The sequence below is a fragment of the Oceanobacter sp. 3_MG-2023 genome (assembly GCF_030688925.1).
Lineage (GTDB): Bacteria > Pseudomonadota > Gammaproteobacteria > Pseudomonadales > Oceanobacteraceae > Oceanobacter.
Window position 1 is genome coordinate 86,652 of record NZ_JAUYVX010000011.1, and the last position, 13,665, is coordinate 100,316.

The window sequence follows — 13,665 nt, forward strand, 5'->3', positions numbered from 1 at the left end:
AGGCTTCAAGGCCGCTGGAATATTTTGTTTGTGAGTTTTTTTGCATCGCCAGAAAGCTTGCTAACTGATTGTTCTTTAAAAGAAATTTCAAATTTCAGGTGGATTCATCAGCTTGCAATGAGAGTAGCCTATTCCTATAGTGTCACAAAGTGTCGAATTGTGGCGTATTTGAGACAAAAGTGGGAGATAGTGGGGAGTAACCGGATGGAATAAAGGCTAATATCCACTGCCCTGAATTGAGCTTTGACCAAGACATACACGAGGGTCTGTAATGACCAAAACGCCTGAAACCTGCACCGTGATGATCTGATTTTTTATGTTTCGCGGCATGCACCATATAAATCTGGATGCCAAAGGTCGTCTGGCAATCCCGGCAAAAGTACGGGAAGCCCTGGAGGAGCAGGAAGTGTCTGTTTTGGTGGTAACGGTGGACAGTCAGGATTCCTGTCTGCTGGTTTACCCGCTCGCGGAATGGGTCAAGATTGAAGCCAAGCTGGATCAACTGCCCACGTTAAACCCCGCGACCAAAAAGCTGAAACGCTTGCTGCAAGGCCACGCGACAGAATGCAGCGCCGACGGCAGCGGTCGGATCCTGATCAGCCCAGCCTGTCGTCAATACGCCGGGCTGATCAAGGAATGTGTATTGATGGGGCAAGGCAACAAGCTGGAACTCTGGGACAAGGCCCGTTGGGAGACTCAGCTGAACGATTATCTGGAACAACCCATGTCGCTGGACACCCTTCCCGACGAACTCAAGAGTCTGTCTATATGAATTTGCAAGAGCTGGCCCACGCTACCGTGTTGCTGGAACCAACCGTTGACGGTTGTTTGAACGATCCGTCCGGGGTTTATATCGATGGTACCTTTGGTCGTGGTGGGCACAGCCGGCTGTTGTTATCGAAACTGGCAGCCGATGGCCGACTGTTCGGGTTTGATAAAGACCCGCGGGCCATCGAAACCGGTGAGCAGCTGCATCAGGAAGACGAGCGTTTCAATATCGTACAAGCCTCGTTTGCGGATATGAAACAGGAGATGGCGGCTCGGGGAATCGAGCGTATCAACGGCATTCTGCTGGATTTGGGTGTTTCTTCCCCCCAGCTGGATGATCCGGAACGTGGCTTCAGCTTTATGCGTGATGGCCCGCTGGATATGCGTATGAATCCGGATGCGGGCATGTCTGCCGCGGAATGGGTGGCCACCACGGACGAAAATGAAATTATCCGGGTCTTGAGAGAATACGGTGAAGAGCGTTTTGCCCGGCGTATGGCACGCGCCATTCTGGCTGCCCGGGCGACGGCACCAATTACCCGTACCCTGCAACTGGCGGAACTGATCAAGGAAGCCAACCCGGCCTGGGAACGTCACAAGCATCCAGCCACCCGTGCCTTTCAGGCGATCCGTATTGCCGTGAATAATGAACTGGGAGATCTGGAGCGGGTACTGGACGAAAGCGTCGACTTCTTGTTACCCGGTGGCCGCCTGGCGGTAATCAGCTTTCATTCGCTGGAAGACCGCATGGTGAAACGCTTTATCCGGGCACAGGAAAAAGGACGCGATGTACCTCCCGGCTTCCCGATACTGGAAGCAGACCTGGGTAAAACCATGAAACGTATTGGGAAAGCCATCATGCCCGATGATGACGAAGTGCGCAGTAATGCCCGTGCCCGCAGTGCGGTATTACGCATTGCCGAACGGTTGTCATGAACCTGGCAGTGATCCTGGTCTGGTTGGTGGTTGTGGTTTCTGCGCTGGTACAGATCGGCGTCAGCCATGGTCATCGCCAGCTGGTACAGCAATGGCAGACTCTGGATAGTCGCAGCGACGCCTTGCAGCAGGAACAGACCCGGTTGGTTCTGGAGCTGGCGGCATTGACCAGTTATGCCCGTATCGATCAGCGCGCACGACGTGAACTCAATATGATTGAACCGCAACAGGTCAGGATTCTACCTCAATGACAGGCTTGGCGAATGATCATACTGCTCCGGGCATTATCCGCTGGCGCTTTGTATTAGTGCTGCTGGTGATGGCTGCGCTGCTGGTGATGATTCTGGTGCGGCTGATCTCGTTACATACGGTAGATCAGCCGTTTCTGTTTGAAGAAGGCGAAAAACGGATTGTCCGTGCCCAACTGCAACCTGCCCGGCGCGGCATGATTACCGACCGTTTTGGCAAGCCATTGGCGGTCAGTACTGCGGTGGTGGATATCAGCCTGAATCCACAGGTTTTTGATGTAAAACAGGCCGGTGCACTGGCTGACGTGCTGGATATGCCCGCCGCGACACTGGCAAAGGAAATTACCGAAGCCCGCCAGCGTGGGCGTGGCTTTTATTACGTTGACCGTCAGGTACAACCGGCCCAGGCCGATCGGGTTGCCGCTTTGGGGCTGGACGGGCTGCAATTTGACAGTCGGTTCCGGCGTTATTATCCCGCCGCAGAGGTGACATCGCATCTGGTGGGGATTGTTGATATCGATGGTAACGGCCAGGAAGGAATGGAGCTGGCTTATAACGATTACCTGACCGGTACTGGCGGGCGGCGTACCGTGATTCGTGACCGATACGGTCGGGTGGTAAAACAACTCGTGGTGGAGTCCGTGGCACAGCCGGGCCATGACCTGCGCTTGACCATCGACCTGCGGCTGCAATATCTGGCCTATCGTGAACTGATGGCTGCGGTGCGTCAGCACCAGGCGACGTCGGGCAGTGCGGTGTTACTGGATGCTCATAATGGCGAGGTACTGGCGCTGGTGAATCAGCCATCGTACAACCCCAATAACCGGGCCGGGCTAAAACCGGAGTTTATGCGTAACCGGGCACTGGCGGATGTGCTGGAGCCAGGTTCAACCATGAAGCCGTTTACGGTCGCGGCGGCGCTGGATTCCGGCCGCTATGCTCCGGATACCCCGATTGATACCAGTCCGGGTTATTTACGTATCAAAAACAAGACCATTCGGGATCATCGTAACTATGGCGTACTGGATGTCACCGGTGTGATTACCAAGTCCAGTAACGTTGGCGTGAGCCTGATTTCAGCCGATCTTGGGGCTGACGTGCTGTTCAATATCATGCGAGCGGCCGGTCTGGGTCAGGCCAGTGGTTTGGGCTTTCCGGGTGAAAGTGTGGGCATCTTGCCTTATCCCGAACAGATGGACGACTTGCGTCTGGCCACGGTGTCGTACGGTTACGGCATGGCGGTTTCGCCGTTACAGCTGGCGCAATCCTATACCAGTTTTACCCAGCATGGCTGTCGTTTTAACGCGACCTTGCTACTGGACAATGAAGCGCGGCCTGGTTGCAAGCAGGTGATGTCGGAGGATACCGCTCGCAAGGTACTGGATATTCTCGAAACCGTGACTTCCGATATTGGCACCGGTCGACGTGCTCGTGTTGCTGGCTATCGGGTCGGCGGCAAAACAGGCACAGCCCACAAGGTTGGTGATAGTGGTTACGAGGATTCGACCTATAACGCCGTGTTTGCCGGTATTGCACCGCTGACCGACCCTGACCTGGTGCTGGTTGTTGCGATTGATGAACCCCAGGGGCGTGAATATTACGGCGGCGAAGTGGCTGCTCCGGTTTTTTCTCGCATCATGGAACAAGCGTTACGTTTGCGCCAGATTGCACCGGACGATTCGAGTGCCGCCGCCCTGATTGTTGCCGGAGACCCGAGATGAAGCTTTCCCAATTGTTGCAGGACGATCTGTTTATTCCACCGGAATGGGATCGTGAATTTGCCGATATGGTTACCGATAGCCGAGATGTTCAGGCCGGTGACTTGTTTGTTGCCCGCTCCGGAGCGGTGAGCCACGGGGCTGATTATATCAATGCTGCGATTCAGCAGGGTGCGGTTGCGGTTCTACAAGAGGCGGACGTCGGTTTTCGCTGTGAGTTTGGCCAGACCGCGGTGCCGGTTTTTTCGACACCAGAAGTGTCTGCGCAACTGGCAAGCTGGTTGTATCGGCGGTATCCGGATGCGGGCCAGTTACCGGTTCTGGCGGTCACCGGCACCAACGGCAAAAGCTCATGCGTGGCGTATATGGCCCAGCTTTCCCGGGCGCTGGGCAAGCCTTGCGGGGTGCTGGGCACCCTGGGGAATGGTATCTGGCCGGCCTTGGCTCCGACTCGTAATACCACGCCGGATTTGTCGGTGGTCTTACGGACCCTGGCCCAGACCGCGGACCAAGGCGCTGGCCGTGCGGCAATGGAAGTGTCGTCCCATGGTCTCGACCAGGGCCGTGTGGCCGGCATGCATTTCCAGGGCGCACTACTGACCAATCTGACCCAGGATCACCTGGATTATCACGGTGATATGGAGAGTTACTTCCAGTCCAAGCGCCGCTTGTTACTGGATTACAACGCCCGGTTTGTTGTGATTAATCGGGATTGCCCGTATGGACAACGCTTGCTGGCGGACCCGGAGATTCCGGGGCAGCGTTTCAGTTATGGCGAGATGACGGATCAGGCGAGTACAGCACCAAGCGACGCTGGCTCTGCAGCGATTCAGTCTGTCAGTTATCGTCTGCTGACCCTGAACCGCAACGGGATGTGTGCTGAGCTAACCACCCCTTGGGGATGCCGCCAGCTGGAGTTGCCGTTATTGGGGGTGTTTAACCTCGCCAATGCAGTGGCTGCCATCACCATGTTGGCGGCGGCCGGTGACGATCTGGATGCGCTGACAGAGGCGGCCGCCGGACTGCAGCCTGTGGCTGGCCGTATGGATGTGTACGAGCCGGTCAGTGGTACTGGCCCGACGGTTATTATTGATTTTGCCCATACGCCGGATGCATTGAACAGCGTGCTGTCCTCCTTGCAGCCCTGGCAGCAACCGCTGACGCTGGTATTTGGCTGTGGTGGTGATCGAGACCGGAGCAAACGGCCCAAAATGATGGCGGTCGCCATGCAGTTTGCCGATGCCATCTGGCTGACCGATGACAACCCGCGTTTTGAAGATCCGCAGCGTATTTTTGCTGATGCACTGGCAGCTCCCGGCGCCAGTGAAGCCGGTTTGCACCTGGAGCATGACCGCACGCAGGCCATTACCCAGGCCCTGGCTGATGCGCCGGAACAGGGACTGGTGGTGATCGCAGGGAAAGGTCACGAAACCTGGCAGGAAATTGCTGGTGTCAAACATCCTTTTTGCGACGCCGATGTACTGGCGGCATTGGGGTATGTGCCGCGTAGCCCGTCTCCCAGGGGAGGGCAGCATGCGGTTTGATTTTAACCTCAGTCAGGTGGCGGCTTTATTGGACCTGGCAGCACCAGCCGTGGATGTGCGTTGTACTGGTGTCTGTACGGATACACGTCAGATCCAGTCGGGCGACTTGTATGTCGCGCTGCGGGGCGAGCATTTTGATGGTAATCGGTTTGCATCCCAGGCGTTGGCCGCTGGCGCGGTGGCCGTCTTGCTGGATGAAGTACCGCCGGAGGCCCTGGATGGCCCGTGTCTGATCTGTGCTGACGGGCTGGTGGCGTATGGTCAGATTGCAGGCTGGCAACGGGGCGCCTTTTATGGCCCGATTGTGGCGATTACCGGCAGTGCAGGTAAAACCACGACCAAGCAGCTGATGGCGAAGGTGCTTGAGCAACAATTTATTACCTGGATGACACCGGGGAATCTGAATAACCACATTGGGGTACCCAAAACCCTGCTGGCTTTGCAACCGGAGCATGAAGCGGCGGTGGTGGAGCTGGGTGCCAGTGGCCCAGGGGAGATTGATTACACGGCCTGTCTGGTCAAACCAACCATCGGCATCATCACTAACGCGGGTGCTGCTCATCTGGAAGGGTTTGGCTCTCTGGCCGGGGTGGTGCAAACCAAAGGCGAGTTGATTGATAGCGTCGATGCTAACGGCATCGTGGTGTTGAACGCCGATGATCCGGCATTTGCACCGTGGCAAACACGGGCGGGCAATAAACAGGTTGTCTCGTTTGGTTTATCGGCCAGCGCTGATTTGTTTGCCAGCGAGGTGGCGTGCCGTGTGGATGGCAGTGATTTTGTTGTGCATAGCCGTCATGAGGGTTGGTCGCAACATGTGTGTCTGGCTTTCCCGGGGCAGCACAATGTAAGCAATGCGCTGGCTGTTTTTGCGGCAGCCCGGGGATTGGGCATGACTCCGGCTATGATTGCCGCCGGATTGCAGGCTGCCGTGCCTGTGGCTGGTCGAATGAAGGCCGTGGCCGGGCAGAATCAATGGCAAATTATTGATGACAGTTATAACGCTAACCCGGCTTCCATTCGCGCAGCGATTGATGTAATAAGCCTCGCCTCCGGTGCCTGGTTGGTGCTGGGTGATATGGCAGAGCTGGGTGAAGAAGCGGAACAGGCGCACAGCGATATTGGTCGTTATGCACGCCAACAGGGAGTCTCGGCACTGGTTGCAACCGGGCCATTGAGCCGCTTCACTGTGGCCGCATTTGGTGATCAGGGATATTGGTTACCTGATCGGGATGGGGTGGTGGCGCTGATAAAACAAAAAATGCCCGACCAGACGACTGTTCTGGTCAAGGGTTCGCGCAGCGCTGGTATGGACTCTGTGGTCCGGGCGCTGCAACTGCATTCAGAGGAATAAGGTTTATGTTGTTGTGGCTGGGGGAATGGCTGACGCAGTGGCACTCGGGTTTTGGTGTCGTGGGTTATTTATCGTTAAGAAGTATCTTCTCCGTCATTACGGCACTGGTGGTGTCGATGGTGCTGGGGCCGGTTGTGATTCGCAAACTGCACCAATATCAGATTGGTCAGGCGATTCGTGAAGTCGGGCCAAAATCGCATTTGAGCAAGGCTGGCACGCCGACGATGGGAGGCGTGCTGATTCTGCTATCGATCGCGGTCAGCACCCTGTTGTGGGGGAATCTGGAAAACCGGTTTGTCTGGGTGGTGCTGGTGTTGACGCTGATGTTTGGTGCCATTGGCTGGGTTGATGACTACCGTAAGGTGGTGGAGAAAAATTCACGAGGCTTGCCGGGGCGCTGGAAATATTTCTGGCAATCGGTGTTTGGTGTGATGGCTGCGGCGTATCTGTACTACAGCGCCCAGAGCCCGCAGGAAACCTTGTTTGTGATGCCGTTTTTCAAGGACATCATGCCGCAACTGGGACTGATGTTTGTGCTGCTGAGTTACTTCGTCATTGTTGGCTCCAGTAATGCTGTCAATCTGACCGATGGTCTGGATGGTCTGGCGATTATGCCAACGGTGATGGTCAGCGCGGCATTGGGCGTATGTGCTTACTTGGCGGGTCATGTGAACTACGCCAATTATCTGCATATCCCCTACATTGCCGGCGCCGGGGAACTGGTGGTTTTCTGTGGTGCCATGGTAGGGGCAGGGATTGGGTTCCTCTGGTTTAACACCTATCCAGCCCAGGTATTTATGGGAGACGTGGGCTCGCTGGCGCTGGGAGCTGCGTTGGGTATTGTGGCGGTGATCATTCGCATGGAAGTGGTGCTGTTTATCATGGGCGGTATTTTTGTTGCCGAAACCCTGTCGGTTATCCTGCAAGTGGGATCATTCAAAATGACAGGGAAACGCATCTTCCGTATGGCACCCCTGCATCATCACTTTGAGTTAAAGGGGTGGCCAGAACCGCGGGTGATTGTCCGCTTCTGGATTGTCACTATTATTTTGGTGCTAGCCGGACTGGCTACCTTGAAAATTCGATAACAGGTTGTATCTATGACGCTGGCAGAAGCAGATATCAAACGCTTGATCGTCGGACTGGGAATCTCAGGCCAGGCGACGGCGCGCTATTGCCAGCGAATGGGCTGGTCGTTTGATCTGTGTGACAGCCGTACCGATTGCCCGGCAGCGAGCAGTCTGAGCACTCTTTTCCCAGCCGCGAATCTGTATCTGGGGGCGCTGGATGGTCAGCGCCTGTCTGCTTATCAGCAGATTATTGTCAGCCCGGGGATGGCTTTGTCTGACCCTGCATTACAGCAGGCCTTGGCTGCGGGAGTGGACGTGATTGGGGATGTTGAGCTGTTTGCTCGCCAGAACCGGGTGCCGGTGATTGCGATCACTGGTTCCAACGGCAAGAGTACGGTCACTACCCTGGTCCGGGATATCTTGCGGGATGCCGGGGTTGCCGCGGAAATGGGCGGCAACATTGGGGTGCCGGTACTGGATTTATTGGCTGGGCCGCAACCGGATGTGTATGTGCTGGAACTATCGAGTTTCCAGCTGGAAACGACATCGAGCCTGAAGGCACGAGTGGCGACCATTCTGAACCTGAGCGAAGACCATATGGATCGTTATCAGGGGATGGCGGCTTACCAACTGGCCAAGCAACGTATTTTTACTGGTTGTGAGTTAGCCGTTGTGAATCGTGATGATGCGGCCAGTAATCCGTGTGGCGAGATTATTGAAGCCGCCGGTTTCACCATCAAGGCCCCGACAGAGGATGATTTTGGCCTGCAAGCGGGCGACTGTGATGGTGTTGCTGGCGATTGGATTGTGCGTGCCGGTATGCAGCTGGTACACAGTTCGGAATTGAAAATACATGGCCGTCACAATCTGGCGAATGTGATGGCAGCGTTGGCGTTGGTCGAAACCGTTGGTGTCAGTCCGGCCCAGGCCCGTATGACGCTGAGTCGTTTTACCGGCTTGGCGCATCGCTGTGAGTGGGTTGGCGAGCATAACGGGGTGGTGTTTATCAATGACTCCAAGGGCACCAATGTTGGTTCTACACTGGCCGCGATCCAGGGCCTGACCGGTCAGGCTGGTGCGTTGTGGTTGCTGGCAGGGGGGGATGGCAAGCAACAGGACTTTCAGCCGCTGGCTCCGGCGTGTGCCACGGGGGTCGCCGGTGTGTGTTGTTTTGGTCAGGATGGTGAAGCATTGGCGGCGACGCTGTCCGACAGTTGTCCGACGTATAGCTGTCAATATCTGGCTGAGGCGTTTGCGCTGGCTGTTGCAAAGGCGCAGCCGGGCGACCGGGTACTGTTGTCGCCCGCCTGTGCCAGCCTGGATCAGTTTGCCAATTACGTGGAACGGGGCCGGCATTTTGGCGCCTTGGTCGGGAGCCTGATGGATGATTGACAGTCTGCGCTGGCAAGCCCGTGATCAACATTTTGTTCCCTGGTTGCTGCTGATGGTGCTGGGCTGGGTCATGGTGGCTTCGGCGTCTACCGGTATTGGCGAAAAACTGACCGGTAATGCGGCGTATTTTGCAATTCGTCATGGTGTGTATCTGATTCTGGGTGTGGTTGCCTTGTACGGCGCCAGCCAGATCAGTCTGGCACGCTGGCGCCAGTTTGAGTTGCCAATGCTGGCGGTGGGCTTTGCGGGCTTGTGTCTGGTGTTGGTGCCGGGGGTTGGTCATGAAGTTAACGGCAGTCGTCGTTGGCTGAATTTTGTCCTGTTCAAGTTGCAGGCGTCCGAGCTGGCCAAGCTGGCGGCCGTTTTTTATGTGGCTGGCTATCTGGTGCGGCGCTTGCCAGAAGTGCGTGAGCGTTTCTGGGGGTTTATCAAACCCTTGATTGTGCTGGTTATCATGGTGCTGTTGTTACTGATGGAACCGGATTTTGGTGCAGCGGTCGTGTTGCTGGGAGCCACCATGATCCAGCTGTTTCTCGGTGGTGTGAAAGCCGGGCAATATTTTTTATTGATGATTGGCACCGGTGCTCTGTCGGTTGTGGCATTAACGTCGGAAGAGTGGCGGGTTGCGCGCTTGATGGCGTATCTGGATCCCTGGGCACCTGAGCATGTATATGGCACCGGGTATCAGCTGACGCAGTCATTGATCGCTTTTGGTCGTGGTGAATGGTTTGGGGTCGGGTTGGGAGAAAGCGTGCAGAAACTGTTTTATTTGCCGGAAGCACACACCGACTTTGTGTTTGCCATCTGGGCTGAAGAGACAGGCTTGTTTGGTGGCCTGATGGCTATTGGCTTGCTGACTTTTCTGGTCGTACGGATTTGGCAAACCGTCTGGATTGCCCAACAGCGTGGACTGTTGTACGGCGCGTATATTGCCGCCGGTATTGGCTCGATGCTGGCACTACAGATTGTTATTAACCTGGGTGTGAATATCGGGTTGTTACCGACCAAGGGTCTGACCTTGCCATTTTTCAGTTATGGCGGCAGTAGCCTGATTCTGGCCTGTGCCATGGTTGGTATTGTTATGCGAATCAAGCACGAGGCCATGCTGATGCCTGAGCCGGAACCAAGAGATAACGGAGGTAGGGCATGAAGCCTTCAGGATCCAGTCGTAGCAAAGTGGCCCTGATTATGGCTGCTGGTACCGGGGGACATGTGTTCCCGGCATTGGCGGTTGCCCGTGCTCTGGTAGCACAAGGCTATGTGATTCACTGGCTTGGAACACCTTATGGCATGGAACAAAATCTGGTTCCTGCTGCAGGGTACCCGCTGCATGCAGTGAATATTCGAGGTTTGCGTGGCAAAGGCATCAAGGGTCTGATGATGGCCCCCTGGCGTATTGCCCTGGCAACCTGGCAGTCACGGGCGGTTATTCGTGCCATCAAGGCCGATATCGTGGTGGGGTTTGGTGGTTATATTGCCGGCCCCGGAGGGGTGGCAGCACGGCTTGCCGGAGTGCCTCTGGTGATCCATGAACAGAATGCAATTGCTGGAATGACCAACCGCTGGCTTAACCGTATCGCGCACTTGAGTTTGCAGGCCTTTCCCGGTGCTCTGGCCGGCGCGATGACAGTGGGCAATCCGGTACGTCGTGAACTGGTCGAGTTACCAGCCCGTGCCGTGCCCTTGTCTGGCCCTTTGAATATTCTGGTGGTGGGCGGCAGTCTTGGTGCGTCGGCCCTGAACGATGCCGTCCTGGCTTGTTGGCAAGCGATGCCAGCGGCTGGGCGGCCGAACTTGCGCCACCAGGTTGGCAAGCGGGATGCTGAGCGTATGCTGGCGGCATATGCTGCCAGTGATGTGGTCGCAGACGTCTCTGCATTTATTGACGATATGGCGGCGGCTTATGGCTGGGCCGATCTGATGATTTGTCGTTCTGGTGCCTTGACGGTATCGGAAGTTGCGGCGGTCGGTAAAGCGGCGATTTTTGTGCCGTTCCCTTATGCGGTCGATGATCATCAAACCATCAATGCCGGTTATTTGGCAAACAATCAGGCCGCACTGATCTGTCAACAGAAGGATCTGACGCCAGAGTGGCTACAACAAACAATAGGCTTGCTGGATAAGGATCGTGCCCGTTTACAAGGCATGGCCGATCAAAGTCATGCACAGGCCCGGCCGGATGCAACCGCACTGGCTGTTGAACAGATTATGAGGAAAACCCGTGATTAATGCGTCTGTAGAAGCGACGCTGGCGAATGGTCCGCTGGCACATATGATTCCCGAAATGCGGCGTATTCGTTGCATTCACTTTGTGGGTATTGGTGGCACCGGGATGTGTGGTATTGCAGAAGTGCTGTTGAACCAGGGCTATACCATCACTGGTTCCGATATCCGGGCTTCCGCGGTGACCCGTCGCCTGCAAAATCTGGGGGTGACATTGTTTATTGGCCACGCCGCAGACAATGTGGCGCGCGCCGATGTGGTGGTGGTGTCGTCGGCGATTGATGTCAGCAACCCGGAAGTATCGACGGCCCTGGAACAACGCAAGCCGGTCGTGCGACGGGCAGAAATGCTGGCGGAACTGATGCGTTTTCGTCATGGGGTGGCGGTTGCCGGCACTCACGGTAAAACCACCACGACCAGCTTGTTGACCAGTATTTTTGCGGAGGCCGGGCTGGACCCGACCTTTGTTATTGGTGGCAAGTTGAACAGTGCCGGTGCCAATGCCCGCTTGGGGGCCAGTCGTTACCTGATTGCCGAGGCAGATGAAAGTGATGCCAGCTTCCTGCATCTGCAGCCGATGGTGTCGATCGTTACCAATATTGATGCGGACCATATGTCGACTTATGGCGGCGACTTTGAGCGATTAAAGCAGACCTTCGTTGATTTCCTGCAAAACCTGCCATTTTATGGGTTGGCAGTGATCTGTATTGACGACGAGACAGTACGCTCCATTCTGCCTGCCATTTCCCGTCAGACCGTGACCTACGGTTTTTCCGGAGATGCCGACTATCGGGCGATCAATGTGGTTCAGCAGGGGCTGTTTACCGAGTTCACTCTGGTGCGGCCAGGGGATCGTCAGCCACTGAATATTCGTATGCGGATGCCGGGTCGGCATAACGTTCTTAATGCGCTGGCAACGGTTGCGGTTGCCGATGAAGAAGGTGTGCCTGATGAAGCAATCCGTTCGGCACTGGAAAAATTTGCCGGTGTCGGGCGGCGTTTCCAGGTCTGTGGAGAATATCCACTGGCAGGTGGCAATGTGATGATGGTGGATGACTATGGTCATCACCCCCGTGAGCTGGAAGTGACGATTGAAGCCATTCGCAAGGGTTTTCCCGACCGCCGTCTGGTGATGCTGTTTCAACCGCATCGATTTAGCCGTACGCGTGACCTGTATGAAGATTTTGTCAAAGTATTATCGACCGTGGATATCCTGTTGTTGATGGATGTTTATCCCGCTGGAGAAAAAGCAATTGCCGGTGCGGATGGCCGCTCACTCTGTGGCAGTTTGCGTCAGCGCGGAGAGGTGGATCCGGTATTTATCGAACGTGGCGAATCCCTCGAAGGACTGTTGACGGGGGTGCTCAGAGCCGGTGACTTGTTACTGACCCAGGGGGCTGGCGACATTGGTTCCTTGTCTGCCCGGCTGGCCGAGCAATTACCTGGCTGGTTGGAGTCCATTGATCGTGCCAAAGCAAAGGGAGCGAATGAATGACAGATCGTAGCGGATTTGGTCGTGTAGCCGTTTTGATGGGCGGTGTTTCTGCTGAACGTGCCGTATCGCTACGCAGCGGTGAGGCTGTGTTGAGCGCCCTGGTCGCTGCCGGGGTGGATGCTGTTGGCGTGGATGTACAAGAAGACATTGCGGCTTGCCTGGCGCGTGAGCATTTTGATATGGCATTTATCGCATTGCATGGGCGGGGCGGCGAAGATGGTACCATTCAGGGGTTACTGGAGTGGCTCCGGATTCCCTATACCGGTAGTGGTGTTATGGCATCGGCACTGGGAATGGATAAGTGGCGCACCAAGCTGATCTGGCAGGCTGCTGGCTTGCCAACACCCGCGGCAGTGCTGCTGGGGCAGCAATCTGACTGGCAACACGTCATTCAGGAATTGGGGCATGACGTCATCGTCAAGCCTGCCCATGAGGGTTCCAGCATTGGCATGCGTAAAGTACATGATGCGCAAGCCCTGCAAGACAGTTATCAATTTGCCAGTCAATACGATGCGCTGGTGCTGGCAGAACGCTGGATTACCGGGAACGAGTACACCATTGCTCTGGTGGGGGGACAGGCGCTGCCTGTGATTCAGTTGAAAACGTCACATGAGTTTTATGATTATGAGGCAAAATACGAATCATTAGACACAGAATATTTATTACCATCGGACCTGAGTGCTGAGAAAGAAGCCGAGTTGCAGCAGCTGGCCATGACGGCCTTCGATCTGATTGGTTGTCAGGGCTGGGGGCGAGTGGATGTGATGGCCGATGCCGATGGCCAATTCTGGCTACTGGAAGTGAATACCAGTCCGGGTATGACAGACCATAGCCTGGTGCCAATGGCGGCCCGGGCAGTGGGGATGTCATTTACGCAATTGGTTATCCGCTTGCTGGAAGAAGTGAAGAAGCACTGA

The 13,665-nt window shown here is 55.8% G+C and carries 12 protein-coding genes; all 12 read left to right on the forward strand.

Features of this window, described 5'->3' with window-relative positions:
• Positions 1 to 328 precede the first annotated feature (328 nt).
• From mraZ to Q8W32_RS11305, 12 genes are read left to right on the forward strand one after another with little or no spacing between them, the layout of a single operon-like run.
• Positions 329 to 772 (forward strand): division/cell wall cluster transcriptional repressor MraZ, encoded by a 444-nt coding sequence (gene mraZ / locus Q8W32_RS11250; protein ID WP_303433055.1) that lies wholly within the window; start codon positions 329 to 331, stop codon positions 770 to 772.
• Positions 769 to 1,704: a 16S rRNA (cytosine(1402)-N(4))-methyltransferase RsmH gene (rsmH, locus tag Q8W32_RS11255; protein WP_303433053.1), complete on the forward strand. Its 936-nt coding sequence runs from the start codon at positions 769 to 771 to the stop codon at positions 1,702 to 1,704. The genes mraZ and rsmH overlap by 4 nt, the downstream gene beginning before the upstream one ends.
• Positions 1,701 to 1,955: a cell division protein FtsL gene (ftsL, locus tag Q8W32_RS11260; RefSeq protein ID WP_305414978.1), complete on the forward strand. Its 255-nt coding sequence runs from the start codon at positions 1,701 to 1,703 to the stop codon at positions 1,953 to 1,955. The genes rsmH and ftsL overlap by 4 nt, the downstream gene beginning before the upstream one ends.
• Positions 1,952 to 3,673 carry a penicillin-binding protein 2 gene (locus Q8W32_RS11265; RefSeq protein ID WP_305414979.1) on the forward strand — a complete coding sequence of 574 codons (1,722 nt, stop codon included), beginning with the start codon at positions 1,952 to 1,954 and terminating at the stop codon, positions 3,671 to 3,673. The genes ftsL and Q8W32_RS11265 overlap by 4 nt, the downstream gene beginning before the upstream one ends.
• The gene (locus Q8W32_RS11270; protein ID WP_305414981.1) at positions 3,670 to 5,214 is read left to right on the forward strand and encodes a UDP-N-acetylmuramoyl-L-alanyl-D-glutamate--2,6-diaminopimelate ligase; all 1,545 of its coding nucleotides are present in this window, start codon (positions 3,670 to 3,672) and stop codon (positions 5,212 to 5,214) included. The genes Q8W32_RS11265 and Q8W32_RS11270 overlap by 4 nt, the downstream gene beginning before the upstream one ends.
• Complete coding sequence (murF, locus tag Q8W32_RS11275) at positions 5,204 to 6,568, forward strand: UDP-N-acetylmuramoyl-tripeptide--D-alanyl-D-alanine ligase (protein ID WP_305414982.1); 1,365 nt, start codon at positions 5,204 to 5,206, stop codon at positions 6,566 to 6,568. Before Q8W32_RS11270 ends, murF begins: the two co-directional genes overlap by 11 nt.
• Positions 6,569 to 6,573: 5 nt before the next feature.
• Positions 6,574 to 7,656, forward strand: a complete 1,083-nt coding sequence (gene mraY / locus Q8W32_RS11280) for a phospho-N-acetylmuramoyl-pentapeptide-transferase (RefSeq protein WP_303433047.1) — start codon at positions 6,574 to 6,576, stop codon at positions 7,654 to 7,656.
• Positions 7,657 to 7,668: 12 nt separating this feature from the next.
• A complete protein-coding gene (murD, locus tag Q8W32_RS11285; RefSeq protein ID WP_305414984.1) occupies positions 7,669 to 9,030 on the forward strand; it encodes a UDP-N-acetylmuramoyl-L-alanine--D-glutamate ligase in 1,362 nt (453 codons plus the stop codon).
• Positions 9,023 to 10,180, forward strand: coding sequence for a putative lipid II flippase FtsW (ftsW, locus tag Q8W32_RS11290; RefSeq protein ID WP_303433045.1), 1,158 nt, complete (start codon positions 9,023 to 9,025; stop codon positions 10,178 to 10,180). The genes murD and ftsW overlap by 8 nt, the downstream gene beginning before the upstream one ends.
• Positions 10,177 to 11,259 carry an undecaprenyldiphospho-muramoylpentapeptide beta-N-acetylglucosaminyltransferase gene (murG, locus tag Q8W32_RS11295; protein ID WP_303433044.1) on the forward strand — a complete coding sequence of 361 codons (1,083 nt, stop codon included), beginning with the start codon at positions 10,177 to 10,179 and terminating at the stop codon, positions 11,257 to 11,259. Before ftsW ends, murG begins: the two co-directional genes overlap by 4 nt.
• 43 nt (positions 11,260 to 11,302) lie before the next feature.
• Positions 11,303 to 12,748 (forward strand): UDP-N-acetylmuramate--L-alanine ligase, encoded by a 1,446-nt coding sequence (gene murC / locus Q8W32_RS11300; RefSeq protein ID WP_303433088.1) that lies wholly within the window; start codon positions 11,303 to 11,305, stop codon positions 12,746 to 12,748.
• Entirely contained in the window at positions 12,745 to 13,665 is a 921-nt protein-coding gene (locus tag Q8W32_RS11305; RefSeq protein WP_303433042.1) for a D-alanine--D-alanine ligase, read from the forward strand. The genes murC and Q8W32_RS11305 overlap by 4 nt, the downstream gene beginning before the upstream one ends.